Source organism: Nonomuraea rubra (assembly GCF_014207985.1).
Classification (GTDB): domain Bacteria; phylum Actinomycetota; class Actinomycetes; order Streptosporangiales; family Streptosporangiaceae; genus Nonomuraea; species Nonomuraea rubra.
This window is the reverse complement of record NZ_JACHMI010000001.1, coordinates 5,592,121-5,609,452: the sequence shown is the minus strand read 5'-3', so window position 1 is coordinate 5,609,452 and position 17,332 is coordinate 5,592,121. Positions and strand designations below refer to the sequence as shown.

At 73.3% G+C, this 17,332-nt stretch carries 18 protein-coding genes and 1 pseudogene; 12 read left to right on the top strand and 7 right to left on the bottom strand.

Translation table 11 applies throughout. The features are described from left to right. Nucleotides 1-22 precede the first annotated feature (22 nt). The 5 genes from HD593_RS25445 to HD593_RS25425 all read left to right on the top strand — a co-directional run bounded on the left by HD593_RS25445 (nucleotide 23) and on the right by HD593_RS25425 (nucleotide 4,809). A complete protein-coding gene (locus HD593_RS25445) occupies nucleotides 23-1,234 on the top strand; it encodes an MFS transporter (protein ID WP_221524951.1) in 1,212 nt (403 codons plus the stop codon). Between the two features lie 60 nt (nucleotides 1,235-1,294). After that, nucleotides 1,295-1,891, top strand: coding sequence for a TetR/AcrR family transcriptional regulator (locus HD593_RS25440; protein WP_185104611.1), 597 nt, complete (start codon nucleotides 1,295-1,297; stop codon nucleotides 1,889-1,891). A 49-nt stretch (nucleotides 1,892-1,940) separates the two neighbouring features. Further along, nucleotides 1,941-2,732 (top strand): maleylpyruvate isomerase family mycothiol-dependent enzyme, encoded by a 792-nt coding sequence (locus tag HD593_RS25435; RefSeq protein WP_185104610.1) that lies wholly within the window; start codon nucleotides 1,941-1,943, stop codon nucleotides 2,730-2,732. A 102-nt stretch (nucleotides 2,733-2,834) separates the two neighbouring features. Then, nucleotides 2,835-3,602 carry an alpha/beta hydrolase gene (locus HD593_RS25430; RefSeq protein WP_185104609.1) on the top strand — a complete coding sequence of 256 codons (768 nt, stop codon included), beginning with the start codon at nucleotides 2,835-2,837 and terminating at the stop codon, nucleotides 3,600-3,602. 76 nt (nucleotides 3,603-3,678) lie between these two features. Continuing rightward, nucleotides 3,679-4,809, top strand: coding sequence for a hypothetical protein (locus HD593_RS25425; protein ID WP_185104608.1), 1,131 nt, complete (start codon nucleotides 3,679-3,681; stop codon nucleotides 4,807-4,809). Nucleotides 4,810-4,825: 16 nt separating this feature from the next. Here the strand turns inward: HD593_RS25425 and HD593_RS25420 are convergent, their stop codons facing one another. Further along, entirely contained in the window at nucleotides 4,826-5,815 is a 990-nt protein-coding gene (locus HD593_RS25420; RefSeq protein WP_221524950.1) for a phospholipase D-like domain-containing protein, read from the bottom strand. Between HD593_RS25420 and HD593_RS64495 the strand changes: the two genes are divergently transcribed. Continuing rightward, nucleotides 5,808-6,104 carry a hypothetical protein gene (locus HD593_RS64495; RefSeq protein ID WP_221524949.1) on the top strand — a complete coding sequence of 99 codons (297 nt, stop codon included), beginning with the start codon at nucleotides 5,808-5,810 and terminating at the stop codon, nucleotides 6,102-6,104. The two genes, HD593_RS25420 and HD593_RS64495, sit on opposite strands and share 8 nt — an antisense overlap. A 126-nt stretch (nucleotides 6,105-6,230) precedes the next feature. Here HD593_RS64495 and HD593_RS25415 read toward each other — a convergent pair whose 3' ends face one another. Continuing rightward, nucleotides 6,231-6,455 carry a hypothetical protein gene (locus tag HD593_RS25415; RefSeq protein WP_185104606.1) on the bottom strand — a complete coding sequence of 75 codons (225 nt, stop codon included), beginning with the start codon at nucleotides 6,453-6,455 and terminating at the stop codon, nucleotides 6,231-6,233. Between the two features lie 77 nt (nucleotides 6,456-6,532). Further along, nucleotides 6,533-7,333, bottom strand: coding sequence for an SDR family oxidoreductase (locus HD593_RS25410; protein ID WP_185104605.1), 801 nt, complete (start codon nucleotides 7,331-7,333; stop codon nucleotides 6,533-6,535). Between the two features lie 146 nt (nucleotides 7,334-7,479). Between HD593_RS25410 and HD593_RS25405 the strand changes: the two genes are divergently transcribed. The 3 genes from HD593_RS25405 to HD593_RS64490 are packed head-to-tail and all read left to right on the top strand — an operon-like array spanning nucleotide 7,480 to nucleotide 10,944. Beyond that, complete coding sequence (locus tag HD593_RS25405) at nucleotides 7,480-8,874, top strand: family 2B encapsulin nanocompartment shell protein (protein WP_185104604.1); 1,395 nt, start codon at nucleotides 7,480-7,482, stop codon at nucleotides 8,872-8,874. Nucleotides 8,875-8,901: 27 nt separating this feature from the next. Continuing rightward, nucleotides 8,902-10,047, top strand: a complete 1,146-nt coding sequence (locus HD593_RS25400) for a family 2 encapsulin nanocompartment cargo protein terpene cyclase (protein ID WP_221524948.1) — start codon at nucleotides 8,902-8,904, stop codon at nucleotides 10,045-10,047. Between the two features lie 39 nt (nucleotides 10,048-10,086). Next, entirely contained in the window at nucleotides 10,087-10,944 is an 858-nt protein-coding gene (locus HD593_RS64490; protein WP_185104603.1) for a geranyl diphosphate 2-C-methyltransferase, read from the top strand. 56 nt (nucleotides 10,945-11,000) lie between these two features. On the opposite strand, the pseudogene HD593_RS25390 reads toward HD593_RS64490, so the two are convergent. Next, nucleotides 11,001-12,401, bottom strand: a pseudogene (locus HD593_RS25390) (MFS transporter); the annotation flags it as partial. 37 nt (nucleotides 12,402-12,438) lie between these two features. Continuing rightward, nucleotides 12,439-13,308 carry an MBL fold metallo-hydrolase gene (locus tag HD593_RS25385; RefSeq protein WP_185104602.1) on the bottom strand — a complete coding sequence of 290 codons (870 nt, stop codon included), beginning with the start codon at nucleotides 13,306-13,308 and terminating at the stop codon, nucleotides 12,439-12,441. Nucleotides 13,309-13,366: 58 nt separating this feature from the next. On the opposite strand from HD593_RS25385, the gene HD593_RS25380 reads away from it, so the two are divergent. Beyond that, entirely contained in the window at nucleotides 13,367-14,143 is a 777-nt protein-coding gene (locus tag HD593_RS25380; RefSeq protein WP_185104601.1) for an SDR family oxidoreductase, read from the top strand. 70 nt (nucleotides 14,144-14,213) lie between these two features. Here HD593_RS25380 and HD593_RS25375 read toward each other — a convergent pair whose 3' ends face one another. Continuing rightward, nucleotides 14,214-15,068 (bottom strand): alpha/beta fold hydrolase, encoded by an 855-nt coding sequence (locus tag HD593_RS25375; protein ID WP_185104600.1) that lies wholly within the window; start codon nucleotides 15,066-15,068, stop codon nucleotides 14,214-14,216. Nucleotides 15,069-15,225: 157 nt separating this feature from the next. Between HD593_RS25375 and HD593_RS25370 the strand changes: the two genes are divergently transcribed. Then, nucleotides 15,226-15,879 carry a Dps family protein gene (locus HD593_RS25370; protein ID WP_312903690.1) on the top strand — a complete coding sequence of 218 codons (654 nt, stop codon included), beginning with the start codon at nucleotides 15,226-15,228 and terminating at the stop codon, nucleotides 15,877-15,879. Nucleotides 15,880-15,943: 64 nt separating this feature from the next. Here HD593_RS25370 and HD593_RS25365 read toward each other — a convergent pair whose 3' ends face one another. Then, complete coding sequence (locus HD593_RS25365) at nucleotides 15,944-16,408, bottom strand: VOC family protein (protein ID WP_185104598.1); 465 nt, start codon at nucleotides 16,406-16,408, stop codon at nucleotides 15,944-15,946. 160 nt (nucleotides 16,409-16,568) lie between these two features. Between HD593_RS25365 and HD593_RS25360 the strand changes: the two genes are divergently transcribed. Further along, a complete protein-coding gene (locus HD593_RS25360) occupies nucleotides 16,569-17,225 on the top strand; it encodes a GNAT family N-acetyltransferase (protein WP_221524947.1) in 657 nt (218 codons plus the stop codon). Nucleotides 17,226-17,332 lie beyond the last annotated feature (107 nt).

The following is a 17,332-nucleotide window of genomic DNA, read 5'->3' as shown; positions in this document are numbered from 1 at the left end:
GTCGGTCACGCGGGAGGTGAACGTGCCGGTCATCGGAGGTGCGGGGCGGTTGCCGCGTACGGTGTGGTGGCTCGTCCTGGCGCGGGCGGTCAACCGGCTGGGAGCCTTCTCCCTCGGGTTCCTCACCGTCCTGATCACCACCGACTTCGGGGTGAGCCTGGTGGCCGCGGGCGTGATCTCGGCCGCGTTCGGCCTGGCCACGATCCCCTCGCGGCTGCTGGGCGGCGTGCTGGCCGACCGGCTCGGCCGTCGCCGGACGATCGTCGCCGGGCTGGTGGGGTGCGCGCTGGCGCAGGCCGGCATCGCGGTCTCCGGATCCGTGGCGATGGTCGCGGCGTTCGCCGTCCTGCTCGGGCTGGTCTTCGAGATCTACGAGCCGCCGTCGCAGGCGATGATCGCCGACGCCGTACGGCCGGAGCAGCAGGCGCAGGCGTTCAGCCTGTTCAACACGGCCCTGGCGGTGGGCGGCATGGGCGCCGGCCTGATCGCCGCGGGCCTGGGCCGGTGGGACCTGCGCTGGCTGTTCGTCGCGGACGCCGTGAGCTGCCTGATCTGCGCGGCCGTGATCCGCCTTGCGCTGCCCGCCGACCCGCCGCCCGCCACCCGCCGGCCCGCGAGCGCGGCGGCCGGCGACCGGTCGGCCTGGCGCGATCACCGGCTCCTCGTGCTCCTCTTCTCCGGCACGCTCTTCGCCGTGATCTTCATGCAGGTCGGGATGGCCATGCCGCTGGCCCTGGTGCGGCGCGGGCTGGAGGCGGCCGACGCCGGGTTGCTCTCGGCCGTCTCGGCCGTCGTGATGGTGGCCTGCCAGCCGCTGCTGCGGTGGACGGCGGGGCTGTCCCACCATGCGGCGATGACGTCCGGCTACCTGCTGCTCGCCGCGGGGCTGGCCGGCTACGCCATGGCGGACGGGCTGCCGGGGCACCTCGCCGCCACGGTGGTGTGGAGCGCCGGGGACGTGCTGATGTTCGGGCGCAGCTACGCCCTGGTCGTCGATCTCGCACCGCCGGACGCGCGGGGGCGTTACCTGGCGGTCTTCGGCACCTGCTGGGGTTTCGCCACCGTCCTGGCGCCGCTGTGCGGCACGCGGCTCCTGGAGCACGCCGGTCCGGCGGGCCTGTGGGGCGGCCTGGCCGCCGCGTGCCTGCTGCTGGCCGCGGCGCAGCTCACGGTGATCAGGCCCTTGCTCCGGAGACAGGGCTCCTACGCTATAGTGGGCGCGGGCCCACCATAGTGGGCAAGCGCCCGTTCGTCAAGGCGGGCGGCGGCGTCCAGGGATGGGTGAGGATCGACCATGCCGACAGGGGTGCACCTGCGCGACCCGCGGGACCAGCTCTTCACCGCCGCCGAGCAGGTCCTGCGCCAGGCCGGCCCGGACGCGCTGACCAGCCGGGCGGTGACCGAGCAGGCGGGCTGCGCCAAGGGCGTCCTGCACCGGCACTTCGAGTCCTTCGACGCCTTCCTCGCGGAGTTCGTGCTCGACCGCATCGGCCTGATGCAGGCCCAGGGCGCCGTCCTGCGGGACTCCGCCGGGATGGGCACCGTGGTCGACAACCTCTCCGACGCCCTGATCAAGATCTTCGACCCCGTCGCCGTGTCGATCGTCGCCCTGGTCACCTTCCACAACCAGCTGCGCGTCCGGCTGCGCGAGGCCCGGCCGGTCCGGGGCGTCCCGGTCCTGACGGAGATGGGGATCATCCTGTCCGGCTATCTCGCCGCCGAGCAGGAGCTGGGCCGGATCGCGGCCGGCGCCGACGTCGGCCGGCTCGCTCCCACGCTGGTCGGCGCCGCGCACCTGCTGTTCGCCGGCCTGGACGGTCTGCCGCCCTGGCCCGAGGACGTGCGGTCGGTCGTCGCCTCCGTCCTCGGCGGTACGGTGACTGCGCGCTGATCTTCCGGCGTACCGTACTCACCCTTCGGCCTCACCCTTTGGAGAACAGATGACCAGCCCCGACGCGGTGATCACCGCACTTCGCACCGGGCACGACTCCCTGGCCGTGGCCGTGTCCTCGTTCGGCGACGACGACCTGGCCCGGCGCTCGGGATCGGCCGAATGGGACGTCTCGGAGGTGCTGAGCCACCTCGGCAGCGGCTCCGAGATCGCGAGCGCCACCCTCCGCGCCGCCCTCGACGGCAAGCCGGCTCCCGGCCGCGACTTCATGCAGTCGGTCTGGGACCGGTGGAACGCCATGACGCGAGGGGAACGCGCCGCCGGTTTCCTCCGGTCGAGCCAGGCCCTGACCGAGCTGTACGAGTCCCTCGACCGCGACACCCGTACGAACCTGCGCATCGACCTGGGCTTCCTGCCGCAGCCGGTCGACGTGGCCACGGCCGGGCGGATGCGCCTCAGCGAGCTGACCCTGCACGCGTGGGACGTACGCGTCGCCTTCGACGAGCACGCCACCCTGGCGCCGGAGGCCACCCGCGAGCTGCTGCACGGTGCGCCCGGCCTCCTCGGCTGGGCCGCCAAGCCGGAACAGCTCGCGGGCGAGCGCGCGGTTCTGCACGTCACCACGACGGAGCCGGCGTCGGAGTTCGCGCTGCGGCTGGGCGAGCGGGTCAGCGTGGACTTCGACGTCGCGGGTCAGCCTGACGGCACGCTGCTGCTGCCCGCGGAGTCGTGGCTGCGGCTCGTGGCGGGCCGCCTCGCGCCGGGCCACACGCCCGAGGGCGTCGCCACGACCGGCGCCGCCGACCTCGGCCTGCTGCGCCGGGTCTTCCCCGGCTACTGAGGCCACCGCCGGGTCTTCCCCGGCTACTGAGGCCACCGCCGGCGAGGCGCCCCGGCCGCGCCCGCTAGCATCCGTGCTCGATCGACACGAAAGGCACGGAGCATGAGCGAGCACCCCCTGTGGCCCACGACCGGCGAGGTCACCCTCACGGCCTTCCCCGTGGCGGGCGGCGGCCCCGCGCCGGCGATCGTCGTCTGCCCCGGCGGCGCGTACCACCACCTGGCCGATCACGAGGGCGCGCCGGTCGCGCGGTGGCTGAACTCGCTCGGGGTGGCGGCGTTCGTGCTGCGTTACCGGCTCGCGCCGCACCGCCATCCGCTCCCCCTCCTGGACGCCGCCAGGGCGGTGCGCTGGGTGCGGCACCACGCGGCGGGCACCGGCGTGGATCCGGCCAGGGTGGGGGTGCTCGGGTTCTCGGCGGGCGGTCACCTGGCGGGGCTGCTCGCCACGGGGACGGGCCCGATGCTGCCGGAGTGCCCGCACGACGCCGTGGACGAGGCCGACCCCCGGCCCGGGCTGGCCGTGCTGTGCTACCCGGTGACCGCGCTGACCGGCCCGGCCGCGCACCGGGGCTCGGCCGGCAACCTGCTCGGCGCGGACGCCCCCGAGTCCGTACGCGAGGAGCTCTCGCTCGCCGGCCGGGTGACCGGGGACACCCCGCCCATGTTCCTGTGGCACACCGCCGACGACGAGTCCGTGCCCGTCGCCGGCACCCTGGCGCTCTCCCAGGCGCTGGCCCGCCACGGCGTCCCGCAGGAGGTGCACGTGTATCGCAGCGGCAGGCACGGCCTCGGGCTGGCGGAGGAGAATCCGGTCGTGGCCGACTGGACCGCGCGGTGCGCCGCCTTCCTGCGCGGCAGGGGCTGGTGAGCCGCGTCCCTTCGAAAAACCTCTAAGCGTGACCAGGTCAGCGGCGGGGGCCGTTACTGTAAGGTCGCGTTCCATCATGGTTGACAGCACGTGTTCACAATTCGTCAAGCGCCATCGGGGAAAGGCGTCGATCGTGGCGCTGGCCGCCGTGCTGAGCGGCTGCGGCATGCCCGCGAGCCTGCTGCCGCGGAACGCCCAGCCGACGGCCACCGGCGAGACCCCCACCGGCGGCCCCAGCGCGGACCAGGAGAAGAAGACCGGCGGGAGCGACCTCACCGCCCACTTCGCGCGCGTACGCGCGGCGGACCCCTGCGATCTGGTCCCGCACGCCTCACTCGAGAAGTACGGCCCGGAACAGCTCACGGTGCGCGGCTCGGGAATCACCGAATGCCAATACCTGACGGGTTATTCCGACCCGGCCAGGAGCGTCTACAGTTTCAAAATCGATATGCACGCGCATTTCACGGAACGGGACGCGCGGGACGCCGAGAGCGAGCGGCTCGGCGACCGCACGATCTACCGCGAGGAGTACTCCACCGACAGCGCGAGCCACCGCAGCTGCCACTACAAGGTGCCCTACGACGGCGTGGAGGGCAGCGCGATGGCGCTCGACGTCGTGCAGACCCCGCCGCGCGGCCAGGAGAGCCGCGAGTGGCCGCAGCGCTGCACCGCCGCCAAGGAGTACCTCGCCAAGGTGGTGGACGAGGTCCTGGCGCTGCCGCCGCGCGAGGGGAACGCCGTGGGCGTGCTCGGCAAGGACCCGTGCGCGCGCAAGGCGGCGATCCTGAGCACCCTGGGCAGGGCGTACCGGCTCACCGGCTCGTCCTACAGCGGCCCGTACCGCTGCGACCTGACGCTGGAGAACGCGGGCAAGGGCCAGGAGCTGACGGTCACGGTCGCGTACGCCTTCCACGAGCGGCAGAAACCCGGCGTGCCCACCGCGCGGATCAAGGGCCGCCGGACGACCATCGACGGCCTGTACGCCGTGCGCAGCACGAGCGAGCTGGACATCACCCGCTCGTGCGGGAACGCCGTGGAGCTGCGCCGCGCCACGAACAGCCGCAAGAACGACGCCCACTACGTGAGCGTCGGGCTGTCCAGCGCCAAGCTGGAGGTGAAGGACGAGGACGACGACTTCGGCGCCCCGCCCGTGTCGTGCGCCCTCGCCGACAGGCTCACCAGGATCGTGCTGGCCGGCGTGCGCTGAGCCCGCGCACCCGCCGTCAGGTCTGGGAGGCGGCCGCGGCGCGCATGCGCTCGAAGTTGGAAACGTACTGCCGGTAGACGTTCTTGTCGTTGAGCAGCAGCAGCGTCTCGTCGTTGCGGCGCAGCGAGGTCTCGTTGTAGTTGTGGCTGCCGGTGAGGACGCGGCGCGCGTCGTGGTCTCCGTCGTAGGAGCCCTCGATGAGCAGGTATTTGGAGTGGATGCGGCCGGGCAGCGTGCTGCCGGAGCCGAGGGTGCTCAGCTCGATGCGCGGCTGCGCGGCCAGGACGGCCTTGACCTGGTCGTCGAGGATGCCGGCCACGATCTGCACGCGGCACCCCTCGCCGGCCAGGTCGCGCAGCCGCTCGGCGATGGCGACGCGGTAGGCGTCCCACTCCGACATGCCGGCCCTGATCGTGGTGCCGCGCCGGCAGGAGACCTTGCCGAGCTGGTCCACGATCGGGTCGCCGTCCGCCTTGGGGAAGAAGTGCGCCCGGGCGCTGCGGGTCTGCACGACGCGGTAGTAGTCGAGGTTCTTCCGCTCGGCGGCCAGGTCGGCGAAGTAGGCGTCGTACGCGGCGTACAGGCGCCTGTCGCCGGTCAGGACGACGGCGTTGTTCCAGTACGTGGTGGAGTTCAGGTCGGTCAGGTTGGCCGAGGACTGCACCACCACGTCGGACGCCCGGCCGGCCCGCGAGAACAGGTAGAACTTGTTGTGCTGCCCCTTGTTCCCGATGCAGGCCGCGGTGCCGCCGGACATCGGGCCGGTGCACACGTGCAGCCACGAGCCGCCCGTGAGATCGGTGCCGAGCCCGGCCGCGAGCTGGGCGGCCACGGCCGCGCCCCGCTGGTCGCCGTCGAGCACCACCCGGACCTGGACGCCGCGCCGGTGCGCCGCGAGCAGTTCTGCGGCGAACTCGGTGCCGGCCGTGCCGGACATGACGAAGTGGGCGATCTGGATGCTCGCTCCGGCGGGCGTCTGCCTGACCAGGCCGCAGAGGGTGCGCACGATCGCGACCGGGTCCCCGCCGACCGGCTCGCTGAACACCGCGCCGGTCGCCACCGGTCCGGCGGGAGCCGCGGCGCACGTGGACGCTCCGGACGACGATCCGGACGACGATCCGGACGACGAGGCGGACGACGAGGCGGACGGCGATGCGGACGGCGATGCGGACGGGGCAGCGGCGGCCGGGCTCGCTCCGGCGAGCGCGGCGGCGGCCACGGCGGCTCCGGCGGCCAGGACGGACAGGGGCTTGCTCGGCATGCGGGGGCTCCTCCAGCGTTACGGCCAGCCGTGATCATCGCTTTGGGACTGGTCCGAAACGAGGGTGGAGCGCCTGGTTGCGATCATGGTGACGGGGCGCGGTCAGCGTACTGAACGGTCGATGAACATCATCCACCCCGCCGAGCGGGCGGGGGCGGGATCAGCCTTCCCGTTCCGGCCTCGGGCGCCGGCCGCGTGCGGGCCGCTCGGACTTGGGTCCCTCGGCGCGGTCGCCGCCGACCTTGCGTGCCTGCTTGCCCGGCTCGGCCTGCAGCTTCTTGTTGACGCTGGCCTTCAGCTCCTGCTCGCTCGCCCCCTTGCGCTCCATGTCCTTGCGCAGGCGGGCGCGCTTGGCGTCGTAGGCGTTGCTCCCCGGTCGAGGCATGACGGATCACTTCCTTCCCCGTCACGGCCGCTACCCGCCGCGCCCGCCCGCACACCTGCCCTGACCTGCGAGGACGGCTAGATCGTGCGCCACTCGCCGGAGCCCAGGGCCGAGGCGCCCTGCGGGCCCATGAGCGTCATGCCGCCGTCAACGAACACCGTCGCGCCCGTGACGTACGAGGCGGCGGGCCCGGCCAGGAAGGCCACGACGGCCGCGACCTCGCGGGCGTCGCCCGGCCTGGGGATCGGGTTGCCCGGCCGGCTGCCCTCCTTCGGCGGCAGGTCCTCCTGTCCCGTCATGGGGGTGGCGATCTCGCCGGGCGCCACCGTGTTGACGGTGATGCCGTGGCCGGCCAGCTCCAGCGCCAGCACCCGGCTGAGCATGCGCAGCCCGCCCTTGGCCGCGCAGTACGGCCCCGAGCCCATCTTCGGGTACTCCTCGTGCACGCTGGTGACGTTGACCACCCGGCCGCCGCGCCCGGTGGCCACCATGCGCCTGGCCGCCCGCTGGGCGCACAGGAACGCGCCGTCGAGGTCCACCGCCAGGACTTCCCGCCAGCGCTCGTACCCCATCTCCAGCAGCGGCTCGTGGCTGCCGGTGCCCGCGTTGTTCACCAGCACGCCGAGCCCGCCCAGCTCGCCGGCCAGCTCGTCCACGACCGCGGCGGCCCGTACGGGGTCGGTCAGGTCGTGCTGCCGGATCGCGGGCGCCCGCCCGCGGTCGCGGACGAGGCGGGCGGTCTCCTCCGCGCCGTCGCGGTCGGAGCGGTAGGTGATGCCGACGTCGAAGCCCTGCTCGGCCAGCGCCACGGCGGTGGCCTTGCCGATGCCGGAGTCGGCTCCCGTGACGATGGCCACCCGGTCGTACGCGTCGTTCATGGTTCCTCCCGTTGCCACAGGTGCTGACCTTCAAGCCAGATCGGGCTCACCCGGCGGACAGCATTCCTATCGATCAAGAGACTCTACGCTGCGTGTCCATATAACTACTTTTAGTAGCGACTGCCTGCCCGACCCCCGGAGGAAAAATGCCCACGGACCCGACGGAAACCCGGCTCAGCCTGGACACCCGGGCCGCGCGCAACCTGGCCACCACTACCAAGACCCGGCCGCAGATGCAGGCCATCAGCTCCCGCTGGCTGCTGCGCATGCTGCCCTGGGTCGACGTGCGCGGCGGGACGTACCGGGTCAACCGTCGGCTGACGCACCGGCCGGGGCGCGGGCGCGTCGGCGTGCTGCCGGGCGGGGACGGCGACGCGCGGATCGTGCCCGCGACGCTGGCGGAGATCCCCGCGCTGCGCGGCTTCGGCGACGACGGCGTGCTGACGGCCATCGCCGGCGAGTTCGCGCCGCGCGAGCTGCGGCCGGGCGACGTCGTGGCCGAGGAGGGCGATCCCGTCACCGGCGCCTGGGTGATCGCGCACGGCCGGGTCGAGCGCCTGGCCACCGGCCGGTACGGCGCCACGCAGTTCCTCGGCGTCATCGCCGACGGCGACCAGTTCGGCGACGAGGTGCTGGTCGAGGAGGAGGCCCGCTGGCCGTGCACGTACCGGGCCGCCACGCCGTGCACGGTGCTGTTCGCCCCGCGCGACGGCCTGCGGCGCGTGACGGACCGGTCGGCGGCGCTGCGCGAGCACCTCGCCGGCTACCTCGACACGCTGCGCAGGCCGGTCAACCGCCGCGGCGAGGCGGCCGTGCGCCTGTCGGCCGGGCACACCGGCGAGCCGGTCATCGACAGCACGTTCGTGGACTACGACCTGCACCCCCGCGAGTACGAGCTGAGCGTCGCCCAGACCATCCTGCGGGTTCATACCCGGGTCGCCGACCTGTTCAACGACCCGATGAACCAGATCGAGCAGCAGCTCCGCCTGACCATCCACGAGCTGCGCGAGCGCCAGGAGTCGGAGCTGCTCAACAACCGCGAGTTCGGGCTGCTCCACCACACCGACTACGACCAGCGCATCTACACCTGGTCGGGCCCGCCGACCCCCGACGACCTCGACGAGCTGATCAGCATGCGGCGCAAGACCCGGCTGCTGCTGGCCCATCCCAAGGCGATCGCCGCGTTCTTCCGCGAGTGCAACAAGCGCGGGCTGGTCGTGGGCAGCACCGAGGTGAACGGGCACGAGGTGCCGTCGTGGCGGGGCATCCCGATCTTCCCCTGCGGCAAGATCCCGATCTCGCCGCACCGCACCACGTCGATCCTGGCGCTGCGGACGGGCGAGGACGACCAGGGCGTCGTCGGGCTCTACCAGACGGGCATCCCCGAGGAGTTCGAGCCGGGGCTGAACGTGCGCTTCATGGGCATCAACTCCCAGGCCGTGATGTCGTACCTGGTCAGCGCCTACTACTCGGTGGCGATCCTGGTGCCCGACGCGATCGGGATCCTCGAGGACGTCGACGTCGCCGCCCCGCGCTCGTGACCCGCCGACCCGAGGAGGAGTCGCGTGATGTCTGACATTCCCGCCGGGCCGACGGGCCTGGGCTCGTACACGCTCAGCCTGCGCTCGGCGCTGCGGCCGTACCGGCACACGTTCGAGGAGGGCGACGGGCACGAGCCGCCCTCCCGCGCCGGGTCCGGCGGGCGCGGCGGCCCCAGCCTGGCGCCGCTGCCGTACCGGGAGCGGGAGTGGGGCGACGGCACGTACCCGCCGCTGTACTGTCCCGAGGCCGACCGCGTGGACGACGTGCTGGGCGCGGAGGTGGACCGGCGGCTGGTGGCGTGGGCGGAGCGGATCGGGCTGCACGAGGGGCGGATGGAGGAGTTCGCCGCGACGGGGTTCGGGCGGCTGGCCATGCTCACCCACACCGACACCGACGACCCCGACCTGCTGCTGATCGCGGCGCAGATGAACAGCGCCTGGTGGGCGGCCGACGACTACTACGCCGACGAGACCGACCTGGGCGCCACGCCCACCGAGCTGCCGCCGCGGCTGGCGCTGGTCATGTCGGCCATGGACCCGCCGCCGGACGCCGGCGGCTACACCGAGCAGCTCGAGGAGGCGATCAGGAGCGACCCCGTGCTGGTGTCGCTGCGCTCGGCCACCAGCCACGCCGCCCGCCACTCCACCTCGGCGCAGGTCATGCGGCTGTGCAACATCACCAGCCAGATGTACGTGAGCTGGACGGCCTACGCCGCCTGGCGGTTCCTGGAGACGCCGCCGCCCGTGTGGCGTTACCTGGCGGCCCGCCAGCACGACAGCTTCTACACCTCCATGGTGCTCATCGACATCGTCGGCGGTTACGAGCTGTCGCCGCACCTGTTCGCCGAGCGGCGCTTCCACACCGCTCTCATGCAGGCGGGCACCGCCGCCGTGCTGGTCAACGACCTGCACTCGGCGGAGAGGGAGGCGGCCGACGAGCTGCCCGACTCCAACGTGGTGCTGCTCATCGCCGCCGAGGAGGGCTGCTCGACCCGCGAGGCCGTCGAGCGCACGGTGTGCCTGCACAACGAGTTCGTCCGCGGGTTCGAGCAGAGCCAGCGGGAGCTGTCGGCCCTGCCGTCCCCCGAGCTGAAGCGGTTCCTGCGCGGCGCGCAGGCGTGGATGGCCGGGGGCATCGAGTGGCACGGCAGTACGAGCCGCTACCAGTCCTGACCCGATGACCGTCCGACCGTAACAGGAAAGGAGCCCGAGGTGACCGTCACCCCGAACGCCGTCCCCGTTCTGAGCAGCCTCTACCAGCAGTCCGTCGCCGACTACTGGAACGCCGAGGAGAACCCCGTCAACCTCCGTCTGGGGGAGGTGGACGGCCTGTACCACCACCACTACGGCATCGGCGAGGTGGACTGGTCGGTCCTCGACGGCCCCGCCGAGACCAGGGAGCGGCGCGTCGTCAACGAGCTGCACCGGCTGGAGAGCGCGCAGGCGGAGACGCTCATCGCGCAGCTCGGCCCGCTCCGCCCGGAGCACCGCGTGATGGACGCCGGGTCGGGCCGCGGCGGCTCCAGCTTCCTGGCCAACCTGCGCACCGGCTGCCAGGTGGACGGCGTGTCGATCTCCGAGTCCCAGGTCGCCTTCGCCAACCAGCAGGCCAAGGAGCGCGGCGTGGACGACAAGGTGCGCTTCCACTTCCGCAACATGCTCGAGACCGGCTTCCCCACCGGCGGCTTCCAGGCCATCTGGAACAACGAGAGCACGATGTACGTCGAGCTGTCGCTGCTGTTCGCCGAGCACTCCAGGCTGCTGCGCCGCGGCGGCCGCTACGTCTGCATCACCGGCTGCTACAACGACGCCTACGGCCTGCCCTCGCGCGCCATCAGCCAGATCAACGCCCACTACATCTGCGACATCCACTCCCGCAGCACCTACTTCAAGGAGCTGGCCGCCCACCGCCTCGTGCCGGTGAGCGTGGTGGACCTCACGGCGGCGACCATCCCGTACTGGGAGCTGCGGGCCAGGACACATCTGGCCACCGGGATCGAGGACGCCTTCCTGGAGGCGTACAAGAGCGGCAGCTTCCAGTACCTGCTGATCGCGGCCGACCGCGTCTGACGGTCCGGCCTCTCCCCCTCCCCTCTGGCCTTCCCCTCGCCCGGCAGCCCTCCACGCGGTGACGCGCCCCTGCCGGGCCGCCGGTGTGCCGGCAGGAACGCGGCGACCGCGAAGGCGACCAGGGACGCGCCGCAGCCGATGGCCATCACCAGGCGGAAGCCGCCGGGCGACGGCGCGGTGAACGTGCCGAGATCGACCGTGAGCCGGGCGAGCACGACCCCGGCGACGGCGCTGGAGACCGAGGTGCCGATGGCCCGCGAGAGCGTGTTGAGGCTGTTGGCGGCGGCCGTCTCCGCGATCGGCACGGCGGACATGATGAGCGCGGGCATGGCCCCGTACGCCAGGCCGATGCCGGCTCCGATCACCGACGAGACCAGCACGAGCTGCCACACCGCCGACATCAGCGCCACGCCGAGGCCGTAGCCGGCGGCGACCACGAGAGCGCCCGCCATGAGCGTCACCTTGGGGCCGCGGGCGCGTGACAGCCGGGCCGACACCGGCGCCATGGCCATCATGACCAGCCCGGACGGCGCCAGCACCAGGCCCACGCCGAGCATCGTGGCGCCCAGCCCGTAGCCGGTGGACGTGGGCAGCTGCAGCAGTTGCGGCAGCACCAGCGACATGGCGAACATCGCGAACCCGAACACGACCGAGGCCAGGTTGGTCAGCAGCACCTGGCGGCGGGCGGTGGTGCGCAGGTCGACCAGCGGCTGCCGGGCGCGCAGCTCCCACCTCCCCCACAGCCCGAGCACGGCGGCCGACCCGCAGAGCAGGCTCACCGTGACCGCGCTCCCCCACCCCCAGTCGGCGCCCTTGGAGACCGCCAGCAGCAGGCAGGTCAGCCCGGCCGACAGCCCGGCGGCGCCGGCCAGGTCGAAGCGCCCGCCGCTGCGCACCTCCGACTCCGGCACGAGGGCCAGCACGAGGGCGGCGGCCAGGGCGCCGAGCGCGGCCGACGTCCAGAACAGCATGTGCCAGTCGGTCCGCTCGGCCAGCAGGGCCGCCGCGGGCAGGCCGAGGGCGCCGCCCACGCCGAGCGAGGCGCTCATCAGGGCGGTCGCCGAGCCGAGCCGTTCGGCGGGCAGCTCGTCGCGCATGATGCTGATGCCCAGCGCGATGACGCCGGAGGCGGCGCCCTGCAGTGCCCTGCCCGCCACCATGGGGGCCAGCGTGTCGCTGAGGCCGCAGACGGCCGAGCCGGTCACCAGGAGGGCGAGGCTGATGAGCAGCATGCGGCGCTTGCCGTACATGTCGCCCAGGCGGCCCACGACGGGCGTCGCGACGGCGCCGGCGAGCAGCGTGACGGTGATCGCCCAGGTGGCGTCGTTGGGGGTGGCGTTCAGGAGACTCGGGAGCTGCGGGATGAGCGGGATCACCACGGTCTGCATGAGCGCGACGACGATCCCGGCGAAGGCCAGCACCGGCACGACGGCCCGCGGTTTCCGGATGGAGGGCATGAGAGCAGCTTCCGGTGGGCGATCTTTCCCGTCAATGTCATGATCCGGCGGCGATCGGCCTCCAGGCGAAGGCGCCCGCCCGGCGCTCGATCCGGCCGAGGCCGGGGAAGGGCAGGTGGTAGGCGTGCACGAGCAGGCTCTCGTCGGCCGCCCAGGCCAGCAGCCGGCGGCGGCTGGCGACCGAGCGGGCGGCGTCGTGGTCCCAGGGGGTGCGCCACGCGGGGTGGGCGAGCTGGAGCGGGTCGTAGAAGGTGTCGCCGAGGCAGAGCAGCCGTTCGCCGCGCGAGCGCAGCAGGACGGCCGTGTGCCCCGGGGTGTGACCGGCGGCGTCCACGGTGTGCACGGAGGGCAGGAGCTCGATGCCGTACTCGGCGGGGCGCAGCCGCTCGCCGAAGAGCCTGATCGCCTCCCGCGCGGGCCGGTGCTGCTGGCCGGTGAGCTCCCCCGCCCGGCCGGACCAGAACGCCACCTCGGCGGCGTGCGCGTACGCGACCGCCTCTGGAAAGGCGAGCTCGCCCGCCCGGGTGGCGCCCCTGACGTGGTCCTCGTGCAGGTGGGTGAAGACGACGGCGGCAAGGTCGGACGGCGCGAACCCGGCCTCCGCCAGGCCGTCGCCGAGCCGGCCGACCAGCGGCTCGATGGCGGGCCCGTACCCGAGGAAGCCCTGACCGAGCCCGGCGTCGATCATCGCCAGGCCGCCGGAGGTCCGCACGCAGAGGCAGTTGTACGCGCAGGTCAGCGTGGTCCTGCCGAGCCCTTCCCGCGCCACGGCGGCCCGGAGCTCGTGCTCCGGCACCCCCGTGGCGGGGGTGTAGAACTCGGTGAGCGGCGGTACCCAGGGCGGCTCGGGCTGGCCGTCGCTGATGACCGCGCAGGCCAGGTCGCCGACGGTGAAGCGGTGGATCATCGTGCCTCCCTGAAATCCGGTTGCCGAGGGGACGCCGCGCCTTCCAGGATCATGCCGTGTGACCACTGCACATGAGACCGATGTTCCCCGCCCGCTGGCACTGGTGACCGGCGTCGGCCGTACTGCCGGGATCGGCGCGGGCATCGCGAGCCGGCTCGCGGCCGACGGCTGGAACGTCGCCTTCACCTTCTGGACCCCGTACGACGAGCGCATGACCTGGGGCGTCGAGCCCGGGGCGACCGGCGCCATCACCGAGGCGCTGGCCGCGCACGGAGCCGCCACCGCCGCCGTCGAGGCGGACCTGTCCGACCCGGACGCCCCCGCGTCCGTCTTCGACGAGGTCGAACGCCGCCTCGGCGCGGTCACGGCCCTGGTGATGTGCCACTGCGAGTCGGTCGACTCCGGCCTGCTCGACACCACCGTGGAGAGCTTCGACCGGCACTTCGCGGTCAACGCGCGGGCCACGTGGCTGCTGATCCGCGAGTACGGCCGCCGCTTCACCGGCGCGCACGGCACCGGCCGGATCGTCGCGCTGACCAGCGACCACACGGTCGGCAACCTGCCCTACGGCGCCAGCAAGGGCGCGCTGGACCGGATCACGCTGGCCGCCGCGCACGAGCTCTCCCACCTGGGCGTCACCGCCAACGCCGTCAACCCGGGGCCAGTGGACACCGGCTGGATGTCGGCGGAGCTGCGCGAGCGGATGGTGGGCCTCACCCCGCTCGGCCGCCTCGGCACCCCCCACGACACCGCGAACCTGGTGTCGTTCCTGTGCTCGCCACAGGGCCAGTGGATCAACGGGCAGCTGCTGATGAGCAACGGCGGCCTGGGGTAGCGGGCGGCTGCCGGTGAGCAGCGGCGGGCTGGGTCAGCGGGCAGGTGCCGATGAGCGGCGGCGGCCTGGGTCAGCGGGAGGCGTCCCCGTCCAGGAAGGCGGCGAGCGCCGCCGTGAACGGGCCGGCGTCGTCGATCCACGGCGAGTGACCCGCTCCCGGCTGCACGACGAGCTCGGCGCGGGGGAACAGCGCGGCGTACTCGGCGGCGAGGCCGGGGGGCGTGTTGAGGTCGAGCTCCCCGGCCAGCAGCAGCACCGGCGCGCCGAACCCGGCCAGCGCCGCGCGCGTCGCCTCCGGGTCGTAGGCGCCCTCGGCCCCGTACGCGGCGGCGGCCTCGTCGTTCCTGCGCCGTTCGCAGAGCTCGTGGAACTCCCGCGCCGCCTCGTCCCACCGCCCGGACATGAAGGGAGCGACGGCCGCCCACGTCTCGTCCGTGGCGTTGCCGGCCTGGATCTCCTGGAGGGCGGCGAACGCCTCGGGGAACCAGGACTCGCCGGCGCGCAGCCGGGCGGTCTCGAGCCTGGCCTGCGGGGTGGGTTCCAGGCCGATGGCCCTGGTGCTGGGGCCGATCAGGAGGAGCCGGGCGACGCGGTGGGGGTGCCGGGTGGCGTACAGGACGGCGAGGTTCGCGCCGGCGGAGTGGCCGAGGACGTCCATCCGGTCGAGGCCGAGGTGCCGGCGCAGGGCCTCGACGTCGTCGACGAGCCGGTCGCAGCGGTACGTGGCGGGATCGTCGGGTTTGCCGGACTCGCCGGTGCCCCGGGGGTCCAGCAGGACGAGCCGCCGGTGCGCGGACAGGCCGCCGAGGTCGCCCAGGTAGAGGGAGTCCTGCATGGGCCCGCCGGGCAGGCAGATCAGCGGGTCCCCCTCGCCTGACTCGTGGTAGGCCAGGCGGGTCCCGTCGTGGGCTGAGTAGAAGGGCATGGCGGAGATCCTCGCAACGACGCCCCCCGCCGGGCAATCGAGTATCGCGGCTGTGCGAACCTTTGCCAGGCCCTGGTCCGGGCTGAGGGTCGTTCGGCGGGCGTACGGGAAGGTTCGAGGTCGGATCGGCTCAAACCTCACCGGACCGGAGATGATCGTGCCCGCCAAACCCAGAAGCAGCACCAGAGCGACGACGAAGAAGCAGTCGAGCAGCCAGCCGTGGCTGCACGTGGACGGCAGCGAGATCCAGGAGTTCGGCACCGTCAGGACGTGGCCGCTGGGCATGTCGGACGAGGCCCGCGAGTACTCCTGCGAGCGGCTGAACCAGATCCTGGCCGACACGCAGATCCTCTACGCGCTCTACAAGAAGCACCACTGGCTGATGCGCGGCCCCACCTTCTACCAGCTCCACCTGCTGCTGGACAAGCACGCCGACGAGCAGCTCAAGCTGGTCGACCTGATCGCCGAGCGGGTGCAGACGCTGGGCGGCATCGCGGTGGGCGACCCGCGGCACGTCGCGGAGATCACCGTGGTGCCGCGCCCGCCGAACGGCGCCGAGGAGGTGCCGGCGATGTTGTCGAGGCTGATCGAGGCGCACGAGACGATCCTGCTCGCCTCGCACGACGCCGCCTCCCGCGCCCAGGAGCTCGGCGACGACGGCACCAACGACCTGCTGGTCTCCGACGTGATCAGGACCGGGGAGCTGCAGACCTGGTTCCTGGTCGAGCACCTGGTGGACACGCCGCTGGTGGAGGCGCCGCACAACGGGCACGGGCGCGCGCCGCGCCGCGGCGCCCGCTCGTCCAAGTAGCCCCGGGCCCCGGGTTCGGCAGGCGCCGGGCCCGGCCGCGCGGGCGATCGCCCGGGCGTTGTGGTCAGCTCTCCTTGCCGAACCCGTCGAGCGAGGCGCGTTCCTCCTGGGTGAGCAGTTCCTGGAAGACCGTGATGTGCAGCCCGGCGGGCGCGTCGAGGCGGGCGTTCAGCGACTCCCACGGTGTGACGGTGGGCGGGGCCACCTCCGTCGCGCCCGCCGAGACCAGCCGCTCGGTGGTGGCCCTGGTGTCGTCCACCTCGAACGCGACCCGGATCTTGGGCGCCACCTGCCGCCCCACCTCGACCTCGTCGATCATGACCTTCTGCGCCGGGTTGGCGATCTCCAGCGTGGCGCGGCCCGCGTCGAGGATCGTCACGCGGGCGCCGTCCCCGCTGGAGAACGCCGCCTGCTCGGGCAGGCCCAGCACGTCGCGGTAGAAGGCCAGCGCGGCCTCGTAGTCCTCCGCCTCGACGACCAGCCTGAGCTGGCGGACCGGGCCGTCCGGGGAGGTGGGGTGCGTGGTCATGGACCGGATCTCCTTCACGGGGTGACGTTTCTTCACCGGTTGCAACCCGGCGGCCCCGTCACTTCATCCGTCAGTGCAGCACGCCGTAGCTGCCGTGCTCGACGTAGGCGGCGGAGGTGCGGGCCCCTGCTCCGGCTGCGAGCGCGCCTACGATCTTGGGATGGTCACCTTGCATGACATCCTGACCGGCGCGGAGGGCGGGCGTACGCCCGAGCCGGGCGCCTTCCCCACGATCGTCCCGCAGCCCTCCTCTCGTGACGCGGGAGTGATCGCCTTCACCGGCCACAACGTGATCTTCGCCGATGTCGGCGAGGACTGGATCAGGTCCCGGATCCCCGAGGGCGACCTGTCGGCGCCGCTCAACCCGCCCTTCCTCCGGGACCTGGAGGAACGGACGGGGCGGCGGGTCGGCACCATCGACCTGCTCGCCGTGGCCGCCCCCTGCGCCGGCGACCCGCCGATCGAGCTGGCCGAGGTCACGGACGTGGCGCATCCCCGCGTGCGGCGGGCCCATCGCCATCGTGCGGATGTACGGGTCTGGACCTGCCCGGGTGGGCTGCTGGTCGTGGGACGCGGTGTCGCCGGGCGGTGGGAGGTCGCGGTCGAGGTCGAGCCGGCCGGGCGGGGACGCGGGCTGGGCCGGGCCCTCGCCCGCGCGGCCAGGCATCTCGTCGCGCGCCCGCTCTGGGCCCAGATCGCCCCGGGCAACGCGGCGAGCGTCCGGGCGTTCCTCGCCGCCGGCTACGCCCCCATCGCGGCCGAGGCGCTGCTCGTCCCGGCCCGCACACCCGCCCGGGACGAGCAGCGGCCGGGGTGAGCAGCGGCCGGGGTGACAGGCACGCCGGAGCCGGCGGGTCACCGCGCCCGCCCACGGGCCGGGGTGACGTGCCACCGCGACACCGGCGGTCACGGCCGGCGGGCGTG

Bases quoted from the DNA above. Each gene is read 5' to 3' on its own strand.
- HD593_RS25375 (WP_185104600.1), bottom strand. From the start codon at position 15,068: ATGCCCTTCTACTCAGCCCACGACGGGACCCGCCTGGCCTACCACGAG.
- HD593_RS25440 (WP_185104611.1), top strand. From the start codon at position 1,295: ATGCCGACAGGGGTGCACCTGCGCGACCCGCGGGACCAGCTCTTCACC.
- HD593_RS25385 (WP_185104602.1), bottom strand. From the start codon at position 13,308: ATGATCCACCGCTTCACCGTCGGCGACCTGGCCTGCGCGGTCATCAGC.
- HD593_RS25435 (WP_185104610.1), top strand. From the start codon at position 1,941: ATGACCAGCCCCGACGCGGTGATCACCGCACTTCGCACCGGGCACGAC.
- HD593_RS25415 (WP_185104606.1), bottom strand. From the start codon at position 6,455: ATGCCTCGACCGGGGAGCAACGCCTACGACGCCAAGCGCGCCCGCCTG.
- HD593_RS25410 (WP_185104605.1), bottom strand. From the start codon at position 7,333: ATGAACGACGCGTACGACCGGGTGGCCATCGTCACGGGAGCCGACTCC.
- HD593_RS25405 (WP_185104604.1), top strand. From the start codon at position 7,480: ATGCCCACGGACCCGACGGAAACCCGGCTCAGCCTGGACACCCGGGCC.
- HD593_RS25430 (WP_185104609.1), top strand. From the start codon at position 2,835: ATGAGCGAGCACCCCCTGTGGCCCACGACCGGCGAGGTCACCCTCACG.
- HD593_RS25425 (WP_185104608.1), top strand. From the start codon at position 3,679: ATGGTTGACAGCACGTGTTCACAATTCGTCAAGCGCCATCGGGGAAAG.
- HD593_RS25365 (WP_185104598.1), bottom strand. From the start codon at position 16,408: ATGACCACGCACCCCACCTCCCCGGACGGCCCGGTCCGCCAGCTCAGG.
- HD593_RS25400 (WP_221524948.1), top strand. From the start codon at position 8,902: ATGTCTGACATTCCCGCCGGGCCGACGGGCCTGGGCTCGTACACGCTC.
- HD593_RS25360 (WP_221524947.1), top strand. From the start codon at position 16,569: ATGGTCACCTTGCATGACATCCTGACCGGCGCGGAGGGCGGGCGTACG.